We start from the raw sequence: 23851 nt of genomic DNA on the forward strand, positions 1-23851 counted from the left end.
GATCCTGGCTGTAGGTTTGGTTAACTTGGGCAAAAGAGCGAATGATTTTTCAAGGTGGTTTTAATCAAATCAGCTATTGAACAAGGCCAAACAATATAGCAGTATTATTATTGGAGTCTCTAACAATTTCTTTAGAGCGATTAATATAAATTCAATGAGCAGCTTATAACAAAAGGCTTTACGCAATTTGGGCTTCATCAATGGCCCATCAGCTTTGGTAGTGCTAATCAACTTCAGTAATTTGGCTTTCAGCTAATCGAGTTTTTTAGTGGCCAAGCCAGCAGTAGTAACAACTATTCCCAACCTGCGTTAAGCCTCGAACGTGTGTGACTTGAATTAAACATTATTGAGATTAATGTTTAAATGCTGTAAAACAGATGGAAGAATTTCTCTGATAATAGCGAGAAATTATGGTCTTCCGAAGACGACTTTCTGGAGTAGTTTTCAAACCACTTTATGCTGCAATAATTGGAAACGATTTTGTAGTGAGCGATAAAGAAAAACAGGAACGATGATTTCTGTAGGTGCGTAATACAAGAGCTGAACGCAAGTGAACCAATGATGAAGCCTCGTAAGGGCAATAGCGATGTCGAAAGTAAGCAGTTACGTTTGTGTTTACGAATAGAGTGTAATGGATACCAGATTATAGGTTACACGGCATCCGGGGTTAAGTTGGCAGGACTGTATTATAGGCTGTTTTATGGAACAAGTGAAGTCATTGTTGTTTTGTAAAATCGAAAGAGGAACAAACGCTTTTGGATGAGGCGAAGCAATGGCGGCAGACTTAATCATAGTAGTGAGGAAACTTAAGAAACTAAGTGGAGCGAAGGATTAAGCTTGTTTAGTTATCAAAACCAATTTACAACCAGGAATGGGATGACAGATTATTTTGAGACAAAATCACAACCAATTACCAAGTTAATGGTGTGGCAGGCTTACAAGAAAGTAAGAGCCAATCACGGGAGTGCTGGCATAGATGGTATGACATGGGGATATGTAGACAAGAATGCATATAGATTATTATACAAGCTATGGAACAGACTTTCTTCAGGATCGTATTTTCCAGTACCTGTTCGCCAAGTTGCTATTGCAAAGAAAGATGGTGGAATAAGAAGTTTAGGCATTCCGACTATCATGGACCGCATAGCACAACAAGTTGTCAAGCAACATTTAGAATTGCAGGTGGAACCCGTTTTTCATGAGGGGTCATACGGATATCGACCCAATCGAAGCTGTCACGATGCTGTTGCAAAAGCCAACAGTAATTGTTTTAATCACGATTTTGTGATAGACATTGACATACAAGGCTTCTTCGATACCATTAACCATGAACTATTAATGAATGCGGTTGCACATTTCTGCAAAGATAAATGGGTACATTTGTATGTAGAGAGATGGTTAAAAGCGGGAATAATAGAGCAGGATGGCAAAGCCACAAGAACTGTGTTGGGTACACCACAAGGTGGAGTAATTAGTCCGTTATTAGCAAATATTTTTCTACATGTAGTATTTGATGGATGGATGGCAAAGGAGCATCCCGAGAAGCCATTTGAACGATATGCAGACGATATAGTAGTTCATTGCAAGACGGAGAAACAAGCAATATTTGTGCTTAACAAAATCAAGCAGAGAATGGAGAAGTGTAAACTAACCTTACACCCTTACAAAACAAGAATAGTCAATCTGAGAGGGTATTCAGAAAAGAAATACCCCAAAGGCTTTGACTTTTTAGGATTCACTATACGCCCCAATTGTGTAAAGTTTAAAGAAAAGGTTTTGATTGTTCCAAGCATCTTCATAAGTACTAAATCCAGGACTAGTTTACTGGAAAAGTTTAAAGATTGGAATATACACAAGCGGCGAAAACCACTTGTAACTATAGCCCAATATTTAACACCACAAATACGGGGAATCATGAATTACTTTCATAAGTTCTCAAGTGGTCATATGAACTATGTCTGGAAACAATTAAATGCGAGACTATTAAAATGGGTTAAATGGGAAAAGGATTTGGGGGTAAGAGCAGCAGTTAAATGGTTGCAAATACAATACAAACTCAACCCTTATTTATTCCCACACTGGCAAGTGGCACATCCGTAAGTTATAATTAACTTGTGATTTATAAACAAGAAGAGCCGTGTGATGGGAGACTATCAAGCACGGTTCCGTGAGAACGTAAGGGTGAAAATCCCTTGCGTGACTCGATTGTGTGTCACCGTATTTGAATACTCCAAAACATGAGAATCATTACATGGAACTGTAACATGGCATTTAGGAACAAAGCTGAATTCATTTTGCAGTATCAGCCAGACATTCTAATTATCCAAGAATGCGAGCATCCAGATAAAATAATTTTTAAAGGAGATCTACCAAAGCCGACAGATACATATTGGTTCGGACACAATCAAAACAAAGGACTCGCTGTTTTTTCTTACGGCGGACTAAAAATCAAACTGCTTGACCACAACCCAGAGTTCAAATATATTTTACCTCTTAAAATTCATAGCGGGAATTTAAGTTGGACACTTTTCGCTATTTGGGCTCAGAAACCTGAACACCATGACTGTTATACAGAACAAGTTTGGAATGCTGTACATTATTATAGTAATATACTCAAAGGAGATAACATAATTCTTGCAGGTGACTTCAATAGCAACACAATTTGGGACAAACCCAAACGTATTTACAATCATTCGAATCTTGTAGAACTTTTAAATTCTAAAAGCATCTTTAGTACTTATCATCATTATCATAATCAGGCTCAAGGCAAGGAAAGAGATAGTACTCTTTTTATGCATAGAAAATTTGACAGACCTTATCATATTGATTATTGCTTTGTATCACAGAACCTTATCGACAAAGTTAAAAATGTAGAAATTGGAACTTATGATGCTTGGACAAAATACAGCGACCATAAACCTTTAATTGTTGACTTTAACTAAGCAAAAAGGGCGAACACACAACATAAGGCTTTGCGCAATTTGGGCTTCCACTTTTGGCCATTCATCTTTTGGTATTGCTAATCAACTGTAGTAATTTGGCTTTAGCTTATCGCGTCAGTAGTGACCAAGCCAGCAATAGGATCACAGATTATCCAAACAGCGAAAAGCCTGGGACGTTAGCAGTAATGCTTACCGACAGAGTAGAATGAATTATAGTTGTTTAAATTTTCCTTTTACATTTTGTGCATAAACTGAACCTATTGGAATGACTATTTTGCCTAATACAATAGTATTACTATTAAAACTTGTAATATCATCTGTATTGACAATATAAGACTTATGGACTCTGACAAAATTAGAAGGTAAATTTTGCTCAAAACTTTTCATACTTTGTAAGGTTAAAAGCTTAAATTGTTTAGTATGTAAAGCGACATAATCTCTAAGGCCTTCTAAGTATACCACGTCCTTAAAATAAACCTTCTGCATTTTGTATTCGCTTTTTACAAAAAAATAATCCAGGGTGTCTTTAGGTTCCACTATATGTTTTTGTGAAGCTAACTGGTCTTTTACCTTGCTAATTGCTTGCAGAAATCTTTCATAAACAATGGGCTTTAGCAAATAATCAACAACATCCAAGTCAAAAGCATTTACTGCATATTGCGGGTAGGCAGTTATCAATACAATTAAACACTTTTTTTGTAAAATTTTTATAAACTGAATTCCATTTAATTCGGGCATCTGCACATCCAGCAAAATCAGGTCTGGTATATTGTTTTCTAAAAAATGTAATGCCTCTACAGGGTTAGTGAATTTCTGTAACAAAAGGGTATCACTACAGCTATCGGTATAACTTTCCAAAAGCTTAACCGACAAAGGTTCATCATCAATAATAATACATCTAATGACTTTTTTTACCATTTAATTTTAAGGGTTGTTTTATAGGAAACATCACTTTCTTCTATATTAAAATAATATCTTTTGGGGTAAATGAGCTCCAATCGCCTTTTTAAATTGGCAATCCCAATTCCGGAAAGTTGATCTTTTTGATGTTGACCTTTTTTATTTTCTATTATAAAACTCAATTCACTTTTTATACTGAGTAATTCAATAATTAGCGGGGATTCAGGATGTTTAAAATCTCCATGTTTAAAAGCATTTTCAACCAGTGGAATTAGTAATAAGGGAGCAATTTTCTCATTTCCAACCTGGTTATCGATATTTACAACCAAAGGCAGCTCATAATCAAACCGAAGTTTTTGCAGTTCTATATAACTTTTAAGGCAGGTAACATCTTCTGTAAGTAATACTTCCTTATTTTTTTCGTAAAGCATATATCGAAGCAGTGCAGAAAGCTGTTCAACTGCTTTGAGTGCTTTATCCGACTTATGGTAAATAAGTGAATAAATACTGTTTAAGTTATTGAATAAAAAATGAGGATTTACCTGAGATTTTAAATACTCTAATTCAGCCTGACGATTTTTTAAAGCAAGCTCATTTTTTTCTACATCTTTATATTGATTGCTTTGTAAAAAATAAAAAACAATACCAAAAGCAGTATATGGGATGGAAAAAAATTTATTGTCCTGCATATAATAATACAAATGAGTACCTGGGTAATAATTTTGAAACCCAAAAATGACAGGACAAATCATTTCTTCTAAAAAATACCGGAATAATATAACCAGCGGAATACAAAGCAATATTAATAAAAATGCTGCTACCTGTTTTTTTGGTTTAGAATAATACCAAAGAAAAAAATAGGAAACCAAGGCATACAAAAAAAAAGATACAGTTGTGGTGATTTTCAACCCAAAAGAAGCAGCATTTTTGAAAATGCCGGAAAAATATGTGATTAAGCTACCAGTATTTGCTTCTAAAGAAATACTCCAGATAAAACTAAAGAGTAAAAAATAAAGAAGCAACTGGGTAAACTTAAATCGCATAAGCAAACTTACAGAATAAGCTATAGAATACTTTTAAATTAGTTTATAAACGGCTGTAACGTCTGCAAACTATTCGATTTTATCTGCAAACTATTTGCAGACAAATAGAACGGTTTCGCAGAATAAATTTAATGCTACATTTATTGGCAGGTACTTTTGAAATAAAAGTAAAATGAAAAACTGTACTATTTTAATTGTTGTTACCTGCATAGCAATTTTTTCTTTTAATAAAAAAGGGTTTTGCCAAATTGACCCTGATAAAATATTGCAGAAAAATAAAAAAGTACCTAAAGTATTATTGGTTGGTTCTTGGCATTTTGATTATCCCGGTTTAGATGCCAATGTAACCAAAGAAAAAGACCGCATCAATATTTATTCTGAAGAAAGACAAAAGGAACTGGCAAAACTTATAAATTATATTGCAGCATTTAAGCCAACAAAGATTATGCTGGAATCGGGTGCTATTACCGGCTATTTGACCCACAACCTTAAAGAATGGAAAGCCGGGAAAGCAAAATTATATGCAAGTGAAAGAAGTCAGATCGGTATTCGCTTAATGGACAAATTAAAACTGGATACCGTTTATGGTGTTGATGATGGAGCTTTATTAATGGATCTTCTTTATGACACATCTTTTAAAAGCACTCCTTACATAGATTTCATAACCAAGCGGCATTATTTTGGGGGCAGCGACAGTACACACAGTAGATACAAAAAATTTTACGACTATCAAGACAAGTATGAACTGAACAACACTTTGTTAGAGAGTTTTAAATATTTGAATTCCGATAAAGTACTAAACAGGTATTTCGGAGCTTATATTGCTGGGGGACAATTTACTTCCATTGAAGATGAAGGCCCTGATGCTCTCTCAATGTTTTGGATGAATAGGAACTTGAGAATTTTTAGAAACATACAACGCATCAAAACTACAGGTGACGATAGGATTTTGATATTATTTGGTGCTGGTCATATAGCTATTTTAAAATGGTTGTTTGAATGTTCCCCAGAGTATCAAGTAGTGAAATTTGGGGATGTATTGAAGAGTAAATAGCACTACTGCTAACATTGGGTTTTATGAAAGTTGGGCAGACGGAAAAACAATCAGCTTTTGTAATTCTGTTCAGCTTTTGTTCGGGCAGGACGTACATCGCTGAACTTTAGTTCTTAACTTCAACATTATAATTTCAATCAGCAGCGATTTCGGGCAGACGGAATTCTATTTCCCAACCTGCATAAAGCCCTGTTCGTTGCCTGCAAGCATTCCGAGACACCCAAATTATTTAAAGTGTGACAACAACGAACGAAATAATTACCGATAAAGACTTTTATGAATATTCAAGTCTTGATGACTTCAAAAAGAAACTTCAAGAGTTGAAAAGCCTTGACTTTTCAGGGCTTGACAAAAAGCAAATTGGTGAAGCAATTTTTAAATATTTATCAGTAATCCCCTCTTTGATTGGAAAGTATGCCCCCGAAAAGTTCAATTCATTTAAATTTTATCGTGTAAGACTAAATGTAAATACCGACATTGAGGATTTGAACCTTGTACAAACATATTCCTATCCGCTTCCTCAATTCTGCAAAGAAAACGGGAGAGCTAACATAAAATATAAAAGTGTTTTTTATTCAACCAATTGTGCATTGACAGCAATTATGGAGAGCAAGCCAAAAGTTGGTGACATCGGCTACTTAAGTTTTTGGCAAGGAATAACGGATAGAGAAATGAAATCTGGAGTTTTACTTCCAAGACAGCTTGATAAAGGAAACGAGTGGTATGTCTTAGCAGAGGACATCTATTCATTTGCAAATAAAAATATTGATAAGGTTGCAATGCAAAAAGCAAATTTCTTTCATGAGGCATTGGACTTTATTGCAGACCTATATTTGACAGAGAAACAACCTTATCCAATTACATCGTGGATTTCAAATGAGTTGCTGTACGGGACAGCCTGGAAAGATTTCATTATTTATCCAAGTTTTGCGAATAAAGCATTTAGCTCAAACTTTGCTATACATCCTAATGTTGTAGACCGTTATCTTAAATTTGAAAAAGTTATACGCTTTAAATTATTAGAAATTAACGGTGACACGTTTTCAGTATCAACGGGAAGAGTTGGTGAGATGAAGCAAAATAACATAGAATGGCGAACAGCAACTCAAGAGGAAATTGACTTTTCACTTTTTCCAAGATAACTCTAATATGCCAGCAGGCAACATTGGGTTTTATGCAAGTTGGGCATGACCAGCAAACATCAGCAAATTGCAAATCCAGGCTGTGGTTCGGGCTGGACCAGCAACTTTGAGCATTTGTACTTAACTTCAACATCATAATTTCAATCGGCAGCTGTTGTCTGGGCGGACGGAATGCTATTGCCCACCCTGCATAAAGCCCTGCCCGTTAGTGGTAATGCTAAATGACAAACTCTAATAACCAATTAATTGTAAATTTGACTGGTTTAAAATAGCACATTAAATATATGAGACAAACTGTTTTGACCCTTTTAATTGTAATTGCATTTACTAGCCTCAAAGCACAAATTACTGACAGTACTAAAACAAGAAAAGATAAATTGGATAGTCTTTTTATTCAAGAAGTTGAAGGTAGAAACAAACCTGATAAAGTTCTGCACGCTGAACCTCTGTACATAGACTTAATTCGTGACCTTGGAGCGAGAAAAGGAGAAAAGGAATGGAACATTGGGCTTGGTTTAACAGACAATCAAACATTTGATAAGTACACAGCATTAGTTGAATATGAATGGGCACCTATTGATAGATTAGGTTTAGAAGTAGAGCTACCTTTTTCAATATATTATCCGACTCAAAATGGGATTGCAGCACCAAATAGTAAATTAAATAGTTTTAAAATTGCAGGACAGTATTCTTTTTTTGTATCGGAAAAATTAAAAACTTCAATGGCTGTTGGCTACATACACGAATTTGAACTCACAGACTTTAAAAACTACGGTAAAGGACGAACATTTACGGGAAACGTATACAATCCCTTTTTCATAACAGCCAAAAGATGGGGTGACAACTTTCATATTTTACTTTATACAGGGCCACAATTCATTCAAAATTTTTCTAACAATTCCATAAATACTAATTGGCAAATAAATTCAAGTTTTCACTACATGATTGACGGTACAAGAAATTTTTTAGGAATTGAGTTCAATAAGGAGGTAAATAAAGGCGAATTTAGTATGACAATAAGACCACAAATGAGAGTTGGAATAGCAGACAACTTATTGATAGGGATTGTGACAGGGATTCCAGTGGACAGAAAAAATGAAAGGCTAAGTACATTTTTAAGACTAATCTACGAACCAGGACACAAAAAGCACTACCACTAACAAGCGGTTTTGTGCAAGTTGGGCTTGACGGAATAAACCTGAACATTTGTGCTACTATTAAACTTTTGTTCCAGCGTGACGGAACGCTATTGAGCAAATCACTAATTTTGAACTAAGAATAACTATTAGGCTGACGTTTACCAGCAGACGGAACTCGAAATCCCAACCTGCACAAAGCCTTGAACGTTAGCAGACATTTTAAATCCTTAAAGTGAAACTTATTTTATTAAGCATACTTACCATCGCTCTTGCTGGACAAACCTTCTCCCAGCAGAACAGAATTGAAGAAAACAGATTATTGAAAGTTAAGAATGGTAAATATGGGTTAACTGATACCTTGAATAAAACTATTGTTCCTTTTGATTATGATTTTATCGAGTACCAGAACAGTAGATTGATAGTACGTAAAAAGGGTTTACAAGGTTTACTTACCACCAACAACAAACTAATCATTCCAATTAAATATCAATTTATTCTACCAAGGGGTAACAATCGATTTCTTCTGTGGACACCAAGTTCAGTTTTTGGCTTATCTGATGGCGACGGCAAAACTATATTGCCTGTTCAATACAAAAGTGTTTCTTCAACAGAAAATGATAGCTTTTATATAACTAAGAATGACAAGAACTTAAATGGCGTTTACAACTTCAACGGTGAAAATATACTGCCAGCAATTTACAGGTTTTACACAATTGACGGCTACAAAATCTTCGCAGTAAAGGATGCTCAACCTCTAATCCTAAACATCAAAAATCCAGAAGAGACAATCATTTTAGACAAAGACATTGCTTTTGTTGAAACAACAAGACATTATTCAATGGGAGAACAGCTTTATCAAATAGTAAAGAAGGGAAACAAGTTTGGTGTCATCAATGCAAGCAATCAAACCATCGTGCCTATAACCTATGAGGAAGTGAAATCTTCACAGCACTGGCGTTATTTTATTATTAGGGACAGGGGCAAAATAGGACTAATCAACATTGATGGAGATATCGTTAAAGAGCCAGTATATGATGCAATAGAACTACGAAAAGAGTTTGTTCTATTGAAACGGAAAAATCAAAAGGACGAAATCTATTCTTATAAATGGTAGAAAAACGTCTGCTAACATTGGGTTTTATGCAAGTCGGGCATGACCAACAAACTTCAACCAATTGCAAATCCAAGCTGTGGTTCGGGCAGGACAAACAAATTTGAACTTTAGTTCTTAAATTCAACTTTATATTTTCAATCAGCAGCGGTTATCGGCAGACGGAATTCTAATTCCCAACCTGCATAAAGCCCTGCCCGTTGTGCACCATAACTATTTAATGAAACTAGAATCTGCACTATTAACAAAGCTGTTGAAAGATTACAGAGTAAATTGATTAAATTTAAATGATTAAAATTTTAGTTATGCGATTAATACTATTAGCTATATTTCTATTCTTCGCCTCTAGCAACAGCTTTTCTCAATTACCTGTTTCAAAAGTTCCTAATGATTTGCAGAAGTTTAATATGGGAGCAGTTACAGATACTTTAATTAGAATTAAGACTAATAATAATTCACTGAAGAAGCCATTTATTTCTAAAAATCAAATGCCTACTTTGATTATAGATAATAAAGGCGTATATGATAGGAATCTTGGCAATGGCTTCGATCTATATTCCATGAATTTGGATAAAATGCCGTGTATTTCACCAGACTCTACTTTTCAATCAAAAATGGCTATAACTGAATTTTTAAAAAGTAAAGCGAAAAGTTATCAGCCCCCAAAAAATTGAGTTTAAGGGATAATTGCAATTAGTCTTTGCAGATCAAGTAATTATTCCCTCTCGTTTAGTCGAAATTTTATAATTTATATAAGCGAAGAATTTAACGGTGCACAACAAAAGGCTTTACTCTAGTTGGGCTTTCAGCAATGGCCCATCAGCTTTGGGATTTCAAATGAGCTTCAGTAATTTGGCTTTAGCTAATCGCGTTAGTAGTGGCCAAGCCAGCAGTAGTAACACGGATTATCCAACCAGCGTAAAGCCACGGACGTTGGCAGAAATACATTTTTAAATTCTTAATTTTACAAATGTGATAGACTGAAAATATTAAATGAGAAATTATTATTCGATAATGATTACAAATAAATATAACAAGTTGTTTAATGATTTGCCACCTTTAAAAGGGTTGGTTTTATCTTTTTTTTTGAATTTCTCTTTTTGGCTAATCATGAGGTTGCTTGCAGATCAATTCATTTTTGACGAAAGGCATTCGTGGAAGTCTAACATTTTACATGCAACTTGGATGTCGTTGTTTATGATGATTCCATTTAATTGGAAACATATCCAAGAAATCTTTAAACCTCGCAATAAAAAATATCAAAGACACGAAATAGATAATTTATAAATTTTCTAAATTAAGTCTAATCGTAAAAAATAGAATGATTTTGCTCTTATAGGGTTACTTATCTTTATTAGATTCCCATTGCGGCGATGTGAATATTTTTAGGCGAGGAAGCTATGTCTTTTCAAGACTTATCTTTATTAATCTTATTCTAGAATATAATTTTTAATATTCCTACGGAATTTAATTGCGAGAGAAGAAGTAAAGACTATTATTATTGAATAAGTGAATACTTCTGCCAACAAAAGGCTTTACGCCAGTTGGGCTTCCAGCAATGGCCCATCAGCTTTGGTATTTCAAATGGGCTTCAGTAATTTGGCTTTAACTAATCGAGTCTATAGTGGCCAAGCCAGCAGTAGGAACACAGATTATCCAACCAGCGTAAAGCCACGGACGTTATCAGCTACTCAGCTGCAGCGTAGATCCTGGCTGTTGGTTTGGTTAACTTGGGCAAAAGAGCGAATGATTTTTCAAGGTGGTTTTAATCAAACCAGCTATTGAACAAGGCCAAACAATATAGCAGTATTATTATTGGAGTCTCTAACAATTTCTTTAGAGCGATTAATATAAATTCAATGAGCAGCTTATAACAATAGGCTTTACGCAATTTGGGCTTCATCAATGGCCCATCAGCTTTGGTGGTGCTAATCAACTTCAGTAATTTGGCTTTCAGCTAATCGAGTTTTTTAGTGGCCAAGCCAGCAGTAGTAACAACTATTCCCAACCTGCGTTAAGCCTCGAACGTGTGTGACTTGAATTAAACATTATTGAGATTAATGTTTAAATGCTGTAAAACAGATGGAAGAATTTCTCTGATAATAGCGAGAAATTATGGTCTTCCGAAGACGACTTTCTGGAGTAGTTTTCAAACCACTTTATGCTGCAATAATTGGAAACGATTTTGTAGTGAGCGATAAAGAAAAACAGGAACGATGATTTCTGTAGGTGCGTAATACAAGAGCTGAACGCAAGTGAACCAATGATGAAGCCTCGTAAGGGCAATAGCGATGTCGAAAGTAAGCAGTTACGTTTGTGTTTACGAATAGAGTGTAATGGATACCAGATTATAGGTTACACGGCATCCGGGGTTAAGTTGGCAGGACTGTATTATAGGCTGTTTTATGGAACAAGTGAAGTCATTGTTGTTTTGTAAAATCGAAAGAGGAACAAACGCTTTTGGATGAGGCGAAGCAATGGCGGCAGACTTAATCATAGTAGTGAGGAAACTTAAGAAACTAAGTGGAGCGAAGGATTAAGCTTGTTTAGTTATCAAAACCAATTTACAACCAGGAATGGGATGACAGATTATTTTGAGACAAAATCACAACCAATTACCAAGTTAATGGTGTGGCAGGCTTACAAGAAAGTAAGAGCCAATCACGGGAGTGCTGGCATAGATGGTATGACATGGGGATATGTAGACAAGAATGCATATAGATTATTATACAAGCTATGGAACAGACTTTCTTCAGGATCGTATTTTCCAGTACCTGTTCGCCAAGTTGCTATTGCAAAGAAAGATGGTGGAATAAGAAGTTTAGGCATTCCGACTATCATGGACCGCATAGCACAACAAGTTGTCAAGCAACATTTAGAATTGCAGGTGGAACCCGTTTTTCATGAGGGGTCATACGGATATCGACCCAATCGAAGCTGTCACGATGCTGTTGCAAAAGCCAACAGTAATTGTTTTAATCACGATTTTGTGATAGACATTGACATACAAGGCTTCTTCGATACCATTAACCATGAACTATTAATGAATGCGGTTGCACATTTCTGCAAAGATAAATGGGTACATTTGTATGTAGAGAGATGGTTAAAAGCGGGAATAATAGAGCAGGATGGCAAAGCCACAAGAACTGTGTTGGGTACACCACAAGGTGGAGTAATTAGTCCGTTATTAGCAAATATTTTTCTACATGTAGTATTTGATGGATGGATGGCAAAGGAGCATCCCGAGAAGCCATTTGAACGATATGCAGACGATATAGTAGTTCATTGCAAGACGGAGAAACAAGCAATATTTGTGCTTAACAAAATCAAGCAGAGAATGGAGAAGTGTAAACTAACCTTACACCCTTACAAAACAAGAATAGTCAATCTGAGAGGGTATTCAGAAAAGAAATACCCCAAAGGCTTTGACTTTTTAGGATTCACTATACGCCCCAATTGTGTAAAGTTTAAAGAAAAGGTTTTGATTGTTCCAAGCATCTTCATAAGTACTAAATCCAGGACTAGTTTACTGGAAAAGTTTAAAGATTGGAATATACACAAGCGGCGAAAACCACTTGTAACTATAGCCCAATATTTAACACCACAAATACGGGGAATCATGAATTACTTTCATAAGTTCTCAAGTGGTCATATGAACTATGTCTGGAAACAATTAAATGCGAGACTATTAAAATGGGTTAAATGGGAAAAGGATTTGGGGGTAAGAGCAGCAGTTAAATGGTTGCAAATACAATACAAACTCAACCCTTATTTATTCCCACACTGGCAAGTGGCACATCCGTAAGTTATAATTAACTTGTGATTTATAAACAAGAAGAGCCGTGTGATGGGAGACTATCAAGCACGGTTCCGTGAGAACGTAAGGGTGAAAATCCCTTGCGTGACTCGATTAGCGGTCATTGTGAAGACGACAGTGCAAGCATTAAATGACCGACAAAAAAACTAGCACTTCGTTGACCCTGTTAATTATTTTTCGCAACTCGATATCGACTTATTGACCTTTGTTTCTATATTTGTGCCATTATGAGGCAATAATATTTTCATAGCGTTCAACGCTTTTTTTCTTGACCAAATCTGGTTGAGACTTCTTTCCATTGAATTTATTATTAACAAACTGCATTATACTTTTCAGAGTAATGCTATAATTTATCGCTTCATAAAAATGAAATCAAATCATAAATCAACACTCATATTTGTATTAATAGTTGTCGTAATTGACACCGCAGGTTTTGGACTAATTTTTCCAGTTCTACCACAACTACTAACTAATCTACTTCATTCAGACATCAGCACAGCCGCCAAATACGGAGGCTGGCTTTCATTTGCTTATGCAATTATGCAATTTGTTTTTGCACCAGTTTTAGGGAATTTAAGCGACCAATATGGCAGGCGACCAGTACTTTTAAGCTCATTGTTTGGGTTCAGCATTGACTGCATTTTTCTTGCTTTTGCACCAAATATTTTGTGGCTTTTTGTTGGGCGGACAATTGCAGGTATAACAGGAGCAAGCTATTCCGTTGCATCTGCTTGTGTTGCCGACTTTAGCACAGACGATAATAGAACTAAAAATTTCGGGCTTATAAACGCAGGTTTTGGTTTGGGGTTTATAATTGGACCCATAATTGGCGGAACATTAGGACAATTCGGAACTCATACACCCTTTATTGTTGCTGCTATTTTAAGTTTTATCAATTTTATTTTTGGCTATTACTTTTTCCCGGAATCGTTAAAAGCAAATAACCGCAGGAAATTTGACTGGAAAAGAGCTAATCCATTTGGTTCCCTCAAACACTTACAGAAATTTCCATTGATAAAAACTTTAGTGCTATCAATGATTTTTGTTTCCATCGCCAATCACAGTATGGAAAGTGTTTGGGCATTTTTCACCATTGAAAAATTCAAGTGGAGTAACTCTCTTGTTGGTTACTCATTAGCATTTATAGGCATTCTATCAATTATTGTTCAGTTATGGTTAGTCGGTATTTTGGCAAAAAAACTGGGCGATAAACGAATGGCAGTATTAGGGTTTGTACTTATGATGACAGGCTTTTTTCTGTTTGCTTTTACACCGTGGCAATGGTTACTCTTTACAGCATTATTACTTTTCATAGTTGGTGGAATTCAGGGAACAGCCATTCAAAGCATTATGTCTTCAGCAATGCCCGACAACGAACAAGGCGAACTTCAAGGTGCTTTAGGTAGTTTAATGGGCTTGACAACTCTGCTCGCACCACCTTTAATGACAAGCAGTTTTTCTTACTTTACGGGGAAACAATCCGAAATTTATTTTCCAGGAATTCCTTTTTTAATTGCTTCAATACTGACATTAATTAGTTTAATTTTGTTTCTTAAAAGTTTTAAAACATCAAATCAATTGCTAAAATCGGTGGACAAGTAATGACCATATAGACAGAAAACAACGAACCGCTAACAGCACCTAAAAAAAATGGCGGGGAAGTGGGAATATAAACAGTTGTGCTACTAATAAACTTTGGTGCGTATAGACAGTTTAGTGTTCCAAAACCGCCACTTCTTTTAGCTGCAAACCGTTAGCGGTCATTGTAACGGACAACCGTGCAACCCAATAACATAATACAATACGTTACTAAAATGACAGACAAATTTTCTACATCAGTTACAATAAGTTCCGAAGCTTCAAACGTATGGAGGACTTTGACAGACATTGAATTAATGTCAAAATGGTTGGGCGACCCCGAAATGAATATTGAAGTACAGACTGATTGGAAAATTAATTCGCCAATTTTTATTCGTGGATTTCATCACGTAAATTTTGAAAACAAAGGAACTATACTTCAATACGACAAGGAAAACAGATTAAGCTTCACGCACCTCAGTTCTGTGTCCAGACTTGCAGACAAAAAAGAAAACTATACTATTATTGAATTTGTCTTAACCCTCATTGACAAACAAACGAGATTGACCGTAAACATTGAAAACTTTCCGACAGAGACGATTAGAAAGCACTTAGAATTTTATTGGCGAACTACTGTTTTAACTATAAAAGAACGAACCGAAGATAAAACAACGAACCGCTAACAGCACATTGGCAATAAGCGGGGTTTCGTCTCCGCTTGATAGTTTAGTGGTTACAGAAGGTGTAGTTTTCCAAATGAACATTTGTGCTGAAAAGCCCGCCCATCGCCAATCTGCAAAACGTTGTACGACATAGTAAAACCCACCTCGTAAAAATGAAAGTTCGTGACGAAAAACTAAAAGCAATAATTGATTGGTCTAAAAATAACCGAGACATAAGAGCAGTATTATTGACAAGTTCACTTGTAAATCCATTAGCACCTGTTGACGATTTTAGCGACTTAGACATTGAACTTATATTCGAAAATAACGCCAAATATATTTCAGACAATACTTGGACAGAAAATTTTGGAAATCCAATTGCAATGGTTGAAGAAGACGAAACCTATTTCGAAGGTAAACACGCTATGAAAATGGTTTTATATGCTGACTATGTCAAAGTAGATTTCAAATTATACAGCAAACCCGAATTTTTACTTGACGCAAAAAAAAATGAATTACACGAAGATTGGGATATTGGCTATAAAGTTTTGGTGGATAAAGAAGGGCTAACAAATAGTCTAAAAAAGCCTACTCACCAGATTTTTATAATAAAAAAACCTACAGAAAAAAAATTCAAACAAGTTTTAAATGACTTTTGGTGGGACATTGCTCATACCGCAAAATGTATTATTAGGGATGACTTGTTTTATACAAAGTTTATGACTGAAAATAATATCCGAACAGACTATTTAATCCCTTTAATCGAATGGTACATTTCAAGCGAACATAATTGGAATATTACAACCAATAAATACGGCAGACTTTTTAAAAAATACCTGACTACCGATTTGTGGGAAACAATAGAACAAACATTTTCAGGAAGTAAAAAAATGATAATTGGGATGCTTTATTTGCAATGGCTGATTTAGTTTCAAAAATTGGAACTGAATTATCGAAAAAACTAAATTATGATTATCCCAAAAAATTAGAAAAAGACATACGAAAATATTTGGACGAATTAAAAACTAAATAAATAACTACGTCGTACAACAAGGTATTGCCAAAAGCGGGGCTGAACGACTTCGATTGGACATTTGTGCAAGGTTCAACATTCGTCCTTCGTTTGAACTTTTGCGCTAAAAATCCCCGCCTTCGGCAATACCCAAACCGTTGTACGTCACCCTAACGAACTTCCTGCTAACATTCATCATTCCGACAAATACAAAAATCAGCCGACCCGACCCTACGCTATTTTTAGCACATGGCAAGGCACACAAACCCCGACACAAAGCCAACCTTGCCAAGAGCTAATAATGCCAAGGCCCCATGCCCACCCACCACCCAGCGGACTGAATTCTTATCGGCATCTCCTTAAATATGAAAAAATTACTACCATCAGCAACCCACAATATTTTACAACATCCTCCCATTGCGACTTTCCAATGTTTTCAACATAAAGTGTATAACAACTTGCCCCAATTTTAAATTTAGGTTATTATTTTACACCACATTTTGGTTGACAATTCGCCACAAGCGGATTTCATTAAAAGGGAATCAAGTTTAAGTCTTGAACTATCCCCGTAGCTGTAAGCTCCACCAAAGTTGTTTAATCCCCATGCCACTGTCATTTTGGACGGGAAGGCTTTAAACAATGGAGCAAGTCAGAAGACCTGCCAGAATCAAACATTTAGTAACAACGCTTTCGGGTGAAAGGCATGGTACTGACAGTCTTCGCTGCTTCATGCGGCTCATTCTTTCAGCACTATATTTTTCTCCTGTAGCTAAAAATTTTTGAAACAAATATTGATTATGGTACATACAGAAGAAATACTTTTAAAAGAAAATAAAGACCGCTTTGTTATCCTGCCAATTAATTACCCAAAAATTTGGGAACAATACAAAAGACATGAAGCCAGCTTTTGGACAGCCGAAGAAATTGATTTAAGTGGCGACTTAAAAGATTGGGCTGCACTAAATGATGGAGAACGCCATTTTATCTCTCATGTGTTAGCCTTTTTTGCTGCAAGTGATGGCATCGTAAATGAAAATCTTGCGGTAAACTTTATGAGTGAAGTGCAATTACCCGAAGCCAGATGCTTTTATGGTTTTCAGATAATGATGGAAAATATACACAGCGAAACCTACGCTTTGCTTATTGACACTTACATCAAAGACCCACAAGAAAAACATAAACTATTTCATGCTATTGACACTGTACCAGCAGTAAAGAAAAAAGCAGAATGGGCTTTGCGTTGGATTGACAATGGAAATTTTGCTGAACGCCTTGTTGCATTTGCAGCAGTAGAAGGAATATTTTTTAGCGGCAGTTTCTGTTCTATTTTCTGGATGAAAAAAAGAGGCTTAATGCCGGGGCTTACGTTCAGTAATGAATTAATAAGCCGTGATGAAGGTTTACATTGTGAGTTTGCTTGTCTACTTTATAGTATGCTGCAAAACAAATTGTCAGAAAAAAAAGTCCAGGATATTATTGCCGATGCTGTAACAATAGAAAAGGAATTTATTACTGAAGCATTACCTGTTGATTTAATTGGTATGAACGCTAAATTGATGCAACAATACATTGAGTTTGTTGCAGACCGTTGGCTAAGTGAATTAGGTTGTACAAAAATTTACAACGCCACCAATCCATTTGACTTTATGGAAATGATTTCATTGCAAGGCAAAACAAATTTTTTTGAAAAAAGAGTTGGCGATTATCAAAAAGCTGGAGTAATGGGTAATAAAGAAACTCAAGTATTTTCAACTGAAGAAGATTTTTGAACAACATTAAATATATACTACACCCATGTTTGTAATAAAAAGAAACGGTAAGCAGGAATCTGTAAAATTTGACAAAGTAACCGCAAGAATTGAAAAATTAAGTTACAGTTTAAGCCCAATGGTGAATGTAATTGATGTTGCAAAGAAAACCATTGAAGGTATTTATGCAGGCGTGCCGACAACAGAGCTGGACAACCTTGCAGCAGAAACAGCAGCATCGCTTACTATCACACATCCCGACTATGCAATACTTGCGTCAAGAATTGCAGTAAGCAACCTGCATAAGAATACCATTAAAAGTTTTTCTGCAACAATGCAAAGGCTTTATAATTATACAGATGCTGCAACAGGAAAAAAATTACCACTAATAGCAGATGATGTGATGCAGATAATTGAAGAACATGCAGAGTTACTGGACAGCACCATTATTTACGACAGAGATTTTGGTTTTGACTATTTTGGTTTTAAAACTTTGGAAAAATCGTACCTGCTAAAAGTTGATGGAAAAATTGCAGAACGTCCGCAACACATGTATATGAGAGTTGCAATAGGCATACACAAAGAAGATATTGAGAGTGCCATAAAAACATATCACTTAATGAGTGAACGATGGATGACACATGCCACACCAACATTGTTTAATGCAGGTTCTCCTAAACCTCAAATGAGTTCATGTTTTCTTTTAACAATGAAAGAAGATAGCATTGACGGCATTTACGACACACTAAAACAAACAGCAAAAATTTCTCAAAGTGCTGGTGGTATTGGTTTAGCCATTCACAATATCAGAGCCACAGGCAGTTATATTGGCGGCACAAATGGAACAAGCAACGGCATTATTCCAATGCTCCGTGTATTTAATGATACTGCCAGATATGTTGACCAAGGTGGCGGAAAACGCAAAGGTGCTTTTGCTATTTACTTAGAGCCATGGCATAGTGATGTATTTGAGTTTTTAGATTTAAGAAAAAATCATGGTAAAGAAGAAATGAGGGCAAGAGATTTATTTTTTGCTTTATGGATTTGCGATTTGTTTATGAAACGGGTGGAAGCAAATGGTGATTGGAGTTTGTTTTGCCCCAATGAGGCACCGGGGTTAAGTGAGTGTTGGGGTAAAGAATTTGAAACGCTTTACGTTAAATATGAAGCTGAAGGCAAAGCAAGAAAAACAGTGAAAGCACAGGATTTGTGGTTTGCGATTTTACAATCACAAATTGAAACAGGTACACCCTACATGTTATATAAAGATGCTGCAAACAGTAAAAGTAATCAGCAAAATCTAGGCACAATTAAAAGCAGTAATCTTTGTACTGAAATAATGGAATATACCAGCCCTGATGAAGTGGCAGTTTGTAATTTAGCTTCATTGGCATTACCCCGTTTTGTTATTGATGGAAAGTTTGACCAGCAAAAACTATATGAAGTAACTTATCAAGTAACAAAAAACCTCAACAAAATAATTGACAATAATTACTACCCAATAGAAGAGGCAAGAACTTCCAATATGAAGCACCGCCCAATTGGTTTGGGTGTGCAGGGCTTAGCAGATGTATTTATTTTATTGCGTTTGCCATTCGAAAGTGAGTTGGCAAAACTGTTAAATAAAAATATTTTTGAAACCATCTACTTTGCGGCAATGACAGCCAGTAAAGATTTGGCAAAAGAACAAGGTGCTTATGAAACCTTTGTAGATTCGCCAGTTTCAAAAGGTATTTTTCAATTTGATATGTGGGGTGTAACACCAACTGACTGTTGGGATTGGGCTTTGCTAAAAGAAGAGGTAAAACAATACGGAGTACGTAATTCGCTTTTATTAGCGCCTATGCCTACTGCTTCTACGTCACAAATATTTGGCAACAACGAATGTTTTGAGCCGTATACAAGCAATATTTATACAAGAAGGGTTTTAAGCGGTGAATTTATAATCGTAAATAAACATCTCTTAAAAGACTTAGTGAATTTAGGATTGTGGAATAACAGTATGAAAAATAAAATTATTGCTGCCAATGGTTCTATCCAAAACATTGCAGAAATACCAACCGACATAAAAGAATTATACAAAACAGTTTGGGAAATAAAACAACGCAATATTATTGATATGGCAGCTGACAGAGGGGCATACATTTGTCAATCCCAATCGTTGAATTTATTTGTTGACAACCCAAATACTTCTAAACTTACTTCTATGCACTTTTACGCATGGAAGAAAGGTTTAAAAACTGGCATGTATTATTTGCGTACACAAGCCGCCACACAAGCTGTTCAATTTACAGTAGAAAAGCAAGGTAGCAATGAAATAAGCCCTGTAGTTCCATCAACAGAAATAGTAAATCAACAACCACAAATAAATAATGATGTGGAGCCAACGCAAACTGATGCCCCAAGTTGCAATATGGAAGATGGTTGTATTAGTTGTGGTTCGTAAAATAAGCAAGTGAAAATAAGAAATCTCATAGTTGCTTTTTGGCTATTGGTATCGGCTTGTCATACGACTGCCAAAATTAGCCAGCAAACATTAAAGCAGATGCCATCTGCCTTACTTGGAAACTTTAAAGATGATTACGGAAGCAGCTATATTATTACAAACAAAGAATGGGTGCAAGGTAAAAGCATAAAGTATCACTTGTTACAGTACAACAAGGCTGAAAATTTTTTTATTGCAAAGAATGATGAAGCTAATCCTTCGGACGGTGGGCTGTACACAAGGATAGACATAATGTATTTTGAAAACATGAAACCCTGGCATTGGGGTTATTGCCTTACTACATATAAAGCAAGTACTATGGAGGAAGCAATGAATACAGCAACGGCAGATAGGATTAACCCCCGTAAAGGATGTAATGGTTATCCATTTTCAAGGATGAAACGAACTGATTAAAACTAATAACTATGGCACATCCACTTTTATGCTGGGATATATGTTTAGAAGGATTGCACAGAAGAATGCAATTAGCCAATGACTTGAGAATAATGCAAAGTATAATGAATGCAGGTAACTGGCATAAACCCCTCGTTTCTCTTGACAATACATTGGTTTGGGAAAACAAAGTGATTATTATTACGGATACGAAACTCAATATCATTCATGCTACTGAAAATATATTTGCCATGAATGGTTACAGACAGGAGGATGTAATTCACAAAAAGCCCACAATGTTTCAAGGTGCTAAAACTGAAATTATAGAAAGAGAAAAAATTAAAATAGCGGTTGATAAACAAAACCCATTTAAAAGTATCATTACAAATTATAAAAAAGACGGGAGTATTTACAAATGCCAAATTGAAGGTTATCCTGTCTTCAACAAAAAAGGGAATTTAGTAAACTTCATTGCAATTGAAAATGTTGCATAAATGATGAACGAAGAAAAAATTGAAAAATCAATCACAAGAATATTTAAAGCTGTATTTCCCGACAGTACAAATCATTATGACACTTTATTTGGTGGGACAGCAATGCACTTGATGGATGAAGTGGCTTTTATAACTGCAACCCGTTACAGCAGACAAAAAATGGTAACTGTTAGCAGCGACAGAATAGATTTTAAAATGCCCATACCTGCAGGAACTATAATAGAGTTGGTTGGTAAAGTATCTTATACCGGCAATACGAGCTTAAAAGTAAGAGTTGATATTTTTGTTGAACAGATGTATTCTAACGACAGACAAAAAGCAGTAAGCGGAGAGTTTACATTTGTTGCTATTGACGACAATAAAAAGCCAACGAAAATCAATTGACCAAACACACAATGACAAAAGGACAATAAGCGAAGTCTCCAATAGCCAACGCCGCAAGGCAAGCACATTGGCAGGCACACAAAACCCACAGCACAGAAGCCAACCTGCCAAAGAGCTTGCCTTCTTGCTCGGCTTGGGTAACAGTCTTTAGGTTGACACAGTTAAAATGCAACACTCTACTACTGGACAGAGAAAAGGGCGAACGTACAACAGGGGGTTTGCTGCTATACTGGCGGACGAACATATCCTCATCTTTTTGTTCGCTATCAGCACCAGTTCCAGCCGACGTAATTCTATTTGGCTTTTAGTTGTTAACTTCAACTACATATTTGCAATCATCAGGGGTTCCGGGCTGGACGTTCAATGAATACCAGCACAGCAGCAAGCCCTGTCCGTTGTAAGCAACCCTTACCGACATTTTACAAAATTTGATTTGGAAATTTGAACTTTTCAATTTTATTTTTGTCTACGCTTCGTTGCAGCACATACAGCAGCCGCACATGGATAGACACAAAGCAAAGCTGCGGTAAGAGCTGCAACGCCAACGCACAACCGAGCTAACATTTTACTATCAGCAGTTGTGCAAAAAATAAACAACAGAACTTTTTTAAACTTATTCAGTACGTACAAATTGAGGGACATTTTGCCTTTGTTGACCCAAAGAAAAATAGCAAAGGACTGTATGGCAGTGGCAGCTTACACTGCAAGGAGTACCGCAAGTACGAGGGATAAAAATACTGTATGCCCAGTTCGAAAGTACAACGAACACAAGACGAGTATTTATAAACAATTCAAAATCGCAACAAATGAAAAAAATGGAATTAACACAAATGTCAACAATCAATGGAGGTGACAAATTTGGATGTGCAACAGGCATCTTCTTTACTGGTATGGCTATTCTTGGACTTGCAATCACTGGTTTTGCTACAGGAGGAGCAACCGTTGTCGCTGCACTAGGAACTATTGCCGCAAATACAGCCGCTGGTGTTACATTAGGTGGTTCAATTGCAACTACTGCAATTGCATGTTCTGAAAAGTAAAAAATGGGGGGGGCTATGAGTTTGTAGTGTCATACCCCCCTCTATATTAAATAAAACAGTAAATCTTCAATTTTTGAAAAATTAAATTTTATGGCAACAAGAAAGACTGCAATTTTATCTTTCCTACTTGGAATTTCAATGATTTGGACAATAGTTTACTTTTTAATAAATGGTTTATCATTAACTAATATAGTAGATAAACTGGTTTTAATTTCTTCATTTTCATTATTTACATTTTTTATTATTTCAATATTTCGCTCACTGAAGAAACAATAATTTTTTAATGACAAAACAAGTTATTTTCATTTCAATTTCAATCATCTATTTTTTAGTAGCATTTTATAATCACGAATTTATTTTGACAGACAATTTTATAAATTCAGCACTTGGTTATAATTTGACAAGTAATAATATCAAAGATTCAATTGATTTTGTGAGAAAATGGCAGTGGATAAGCTATTTGTTTATTCCACTTGTCTTGCTGCTTCGCATCACCTTTACATGGATTTGTTTAAAAGCTGGCAGTTTTATTACAGATAGGTTTACTGAAACATCTTTCTGGAAAATAGCCATTCAGGCAGAAATTGTTTTTGCATTTGGTGCTGTAGCAGGGTTATTCTACACCGAGTTTTTTGTGGATGTAGAAACCTTGGAACAATTATCGGTAAACCCGTTTTCGTTGCAGGTATTTGTTTCGGATAGTGTGCCCAAGTGGAGCCTTTACTTTTTTAATACACTCAACATTTTTGAGTTCGGTTATGTGTTCGTTTTAGCTTACCTCATTGCAGAGGAGGCTAAAAGCAAAGTTTTGCCTTCTTTGAAATTCGTTGCATCTACTTACCTGCCGGGTCTTGCACTTTGGGTGTTATTGGTAAGTTATTTATCTGTTGTGTTTCAACCTTAACAA

19 protein-coding genes, 1 pseudogene and 1 riboswitch are annotated in these 23851 nt (G+C 35.8%); of the genes and pseudogenes, 18 read left to right on the forward strand and 2 right to left on the reverse strand.

The window, feature by feature from the left end:
* Positions 1–876 precede the first annotated feature (876 nt).
* A complete protein-coding gene (gene ltrA / locus P767_RS0114840) occupies positions 877–2100 on the forward strand; it encodes a group II intron reverse transcriptase/maturase (protein WP_026765157.1) in 1224 nt (407 codons plus the stop codon).
* Between the two features lie 137 nt (positions 2101–2237).
* Positions 2238–2942: an endonuclease/exonuclease/phosphatase family protein gene (locus tag P767_RS0114845; protein WP_026765165.1), complete on the forward strand. Its 705-nt coding sequence runs from the start codon at positions 2238–2240 to the stop codon at positions 2940–2942.
* Between the two features lie 210 nt (positions 2943–3152).
* Here P767_RS0114845 and P767_RS0114850 read toward each other — a convergent pair whose 3' ends face one another.
* Both P767_RS0114850 and P767_RS17325 read right to left on the reverse strand, forming a co-directional pair.
* Entirely contained in the window at positions 3153–3860 is a 708-nt protein-coding gene (locus P767_RS0114850) for a LytR/AlgR family response regulator transcription factor (protein WP_026765166.1), read from the reverse strand.
* A complete protein-coding gene (locus tag P767_RS17325; RefSeq protein WP_172637558.1) occupies positions 3854–4531 on the reverse strand; it encodes a sensor histidine kinase in 678 nt (225 codons plus the stop codon). Before P767_RS17325 ends, P767_RS0114850 begins: the two co-directional genes overlap by 7 nt.
* Before the next feature lie 526 nt (positions 4532–5057).
* Here P767_RS17325 and P767_RS17330 point away from each other — a divergent pair.
* The 16 genes and pseudogenes from P767_RS17330 (at position 5058) to P767_RS0114965 (ending at position 23848) form a co-directional block, all read left to right on the forward strand.
* Positions 5058–5939: a DUF5694 domain-containing protein gene (locus P767_RS17330; RefSeq protein WP_051417387.1), complete on the forward strand. Its 882-nt coding sequence runs from the start codon at positions 5058–5060 to the stop codon at positions 5937–5939.
* 236 nt (positions 5940–6175) lie between these two features.
* A complete protein-coding gene (locus tag P767_RS0114865) occupies positions 6176–7081 on the forward strand; it encodes a hypothetical protein (protein WP_026765167.1) in 906 nt (301 codons plus the stop codon).
* A gap of 284 nt (positions 7082–7365) precedes the next feature.
* A complete protein-coding gene (locus P767_RS0114875) occupies positions 7366–8241 on the forward strand; it encodes an HAEPLYID family protein (RefSeq protein WP_026765168.1) in 876 nt (291 codons plus the stop codon).
* A 211-nt stretch (positions 8242–8452) separates the two neighbouring features.
* On the forward strand, positions 8453–9334 hold the full coding sequence (locus tag P767_RS0114880) for a WG repeat-containing protein (RefSeq protein WP_026752532.1): 882 nt from the start codon (positions 8453–8455) through the stop codon (positions 9332–9334).
* 302 nt (positions 9335–9636) lie between these two features.
* Positions 9637–10005: a hypothetical protein gene (locus P767_RS0114885; protein WP_157611565.1), complete on the forward strand. Its 369-nt coding sequence runs from the start codon at positions 9637–9639 to the stop codon at positions 10003–10005.
* Positions 10006–11912: 1907 nt separating this feature from the next.
* Positions 11913–13136, forward strand: a complete 1224-nt coding sequence (ltrA, locus tag P767_RS0114905) for a group II intron reverse transcriptase/maturase (RefSeq protein WP_026765157.1) — start codon at positions 11913–11915, stop codon at positions 13134–13136.
* A gap of 378 nt (positions 13137–13514) precedes the next feature.
* Positions 13515–14750: a TCR/Tet family MFS transporter gene (locus P767_RS0114910; protein WP_026765171.1), complete on the forward strand. Its 1236-nt coding sequence runs from the start codon at positions 13515–13517 to the stop codon at positions 14748–14750.
* A gap of 212 nt (positions 14751–14962) precedes the next feature.
* Positions 14963–15409, forward strand: coding sequence for an SRPBCC family protein (locus P767_RS0114915; RefSeq protein WP_037352889.1), 447 nt, complete (start codon positions 14963–14965; stop codon positions 15407–15409).
* Between the two features lie 152 nt (positions 15410–15561).
* Positions 15562–16421 (forward strand): annotated as a pseudogene (locus P767_RS17335) (AadS family aminoglycoside 6-adenylyltransferase).
* 463 nt (positions 16422–16884) lie between these two features.
* Positions 16885–17080: riboswitch (cobalamin riboswitch) on the forward strand.
* Positions 17081–17197: 117 nt separating this feature from the next.
* Positions 17198–18169 (forward strand): ribonucleoside-diphosphate reductase small subunit, encoded by a 972-nt coding sequence (locus tag P767_RS0114925; protein ID WP_026765173.1) that lies wholly within the window; start codon positions 17198–17200, stop codon positions 18167–18169.
* A gap of 25 nt (positions 18170–18194) precedes the next feature.
* Complete coding sequence (locus P767_RS0114930) at positions 18195–20594, forward strand: ribonucleoside-diphosphate reductase subunit alpha (protein ID WP_026765174.1); 2400 nt, start codon at positions 18195–18197, stop codon at positions 20592–20594.
* A gap of 9 nt (positions 20595–20603) precedes the next feature.
* On the forward strand, positions 20604–21047 hold the full coding sequence (locus P767_RS0114935; protein WP_157611567.1) for a hypothetical protein: 444 nt from the start codon (positions 20604–20606) through the stop codon (positions 21045–21047).
* Positions 21048–21058: 11 nt separating this feature from the next.
* Positions 21059–21520, forward strand: coding sequence for a PAS domain-containing protein (locus P767_RS17340; RefSeq protein WP_051417388.1), 462 nt, complete (start codon positions 21059–21061; stop codon positions 21518–21520).
* Entirely contained in the window at positions 21521–21904 is a 384-nt protein-coding gene (locus P767_RS0114945) for an acyl-CoA thioesterase (RefSeq protein ID WP_026765176.1), read from the forward strand.
* A gap of 806 nt (positions 21905–22710) precedes the next feature.
* On the forward strand, positions 22711–22944 hold the full coding sequence (locus P767_RS0114955; protein WP_026765178.1) for a hypothetical protein: 234 nt from the start codon (positions 22711–22713) through the stop codon (positions 22942–22944).
* 433 nt (positions 22945–23377) lie between these two features.
* Positions 23378–23848 carry a hypothetical protein gene (locus P767_RS0114965; protein WP_157611569.1) on the forward strand — a complete coding sequence of 157 codons (471 nt, stop codon included), beginning with the start codon at positions 23378–23380 and terminating at the stop codon, positions 23846–23848.
* The last annotated feature ends 3 nt before the right edge of the window (positions 23849–23851 follow it).

Origin of the sequence: Sediminibacterium salmoneum NBRC 103935 (assembly GCF_000511175.1) — a bacterium.
Taxonomy (GTDB): domain Bacteria; phylum Bacteroidota; class Bacteroidia; order Chitinophagales; family Chitinophagaceae; genus Sediminibacterium; species Sediminibacterium salmoneum.

Coding starts and splice junctions, on each gene's coding strand:
- ltrA (WP_026765157.1), top strand. CDS start 877: ATGACAGATTATTTTGAGACAAAATCACAACCAATTACCAAGTTAATG.
- P767_RS0114845 (WP_026765165.1), top strand. CDS start 2,238: ATGAGAATCATTACATGGAACTGTAACATGGCATTTAGGAACAAAGCT.
- P767_RS0114850 (WP_026765166.1), bottom strand. CDS start 3,860: ATGGTAAAAAAAGTCATTAGATGTATTATTATTGATGATGAACCTTTG.
- P767_RS17325 (WP_172637558.1), bottom strand. CDS start 4,531: ATGCAGGACAATAAATTTTTTTCCATCCCATATACTGCTTTTGGTATT.
- P767_RS17330 (WP_051417387.1), top strand. CDS start 5,058: ATGAAAAACTGTACTATTTTAATTGTTGTTACCTGCATAGCAATTTTT.
- P767_RS0114875 (WP_026765168.1), top strand. CDS start 7,366: ATGAGACAAACTGTTTTGACCCTTTTAATTGTAATTGCATTTACTAGC.
- P767_RS0114885 (WP_157611565.1), top strand. CDS start 9,637: ATGCGATTAATACTATTAGCTATATTTCTATTCTTCGCCTCTAGCAAC.
- ltrA (WP_026765157.1), top strand. CDS start 11,913: ATGACAGATTATTTTGAGACAAAATCACAACCAATTACCAAGTTAATG.
- P767_RS0114910 (WP_026765171.1), top strand. CDS start 13,515: ATGAAATCAAATCATAAATCAACACTCATATTTGTATTAATAGTTGTC.
- P767_RS0114915 (WP_037352889.1), top strand. CDS start 14,963: ATGACAGACAAATTTTCTACATCAGTTACAATAAGTTCCGAAGCTTCA.
- P767_RS0114925 (WP_026765173.1), top strand. CDS start 17,198: ATGGTACATACAGAAGAAATACTTTTAAAAGAAAATAAAGACCGCTTT.
- P767_RS0114930 (WP_026765174.1), top strand. CDS start 18,195: ATGTTTGTAATAAAAAGAAACGGTAAGCAGGAATCTGTAAAATTTGAC.
- P767_RS17340 (WP_051417388.1), top strand. CDS start 21,059: ATGGCACATCCACTTTTATGCTGGGATATATGTTTAGAAGGATTGCAC.
- P767_RS0114945 (WP_026765176.1), top strand. CDS start 21,521: ATGATGAACGAAGAAAAAATTGAAAAATCAATCACAAGAATATTTAAA.
- P767_RS0114955 (WP_026765178.1), top strand. CDS start 22,711: ATGAAAAAAATGGAATTAACACAAATGTCAACAATCAATGGAGGTGAC.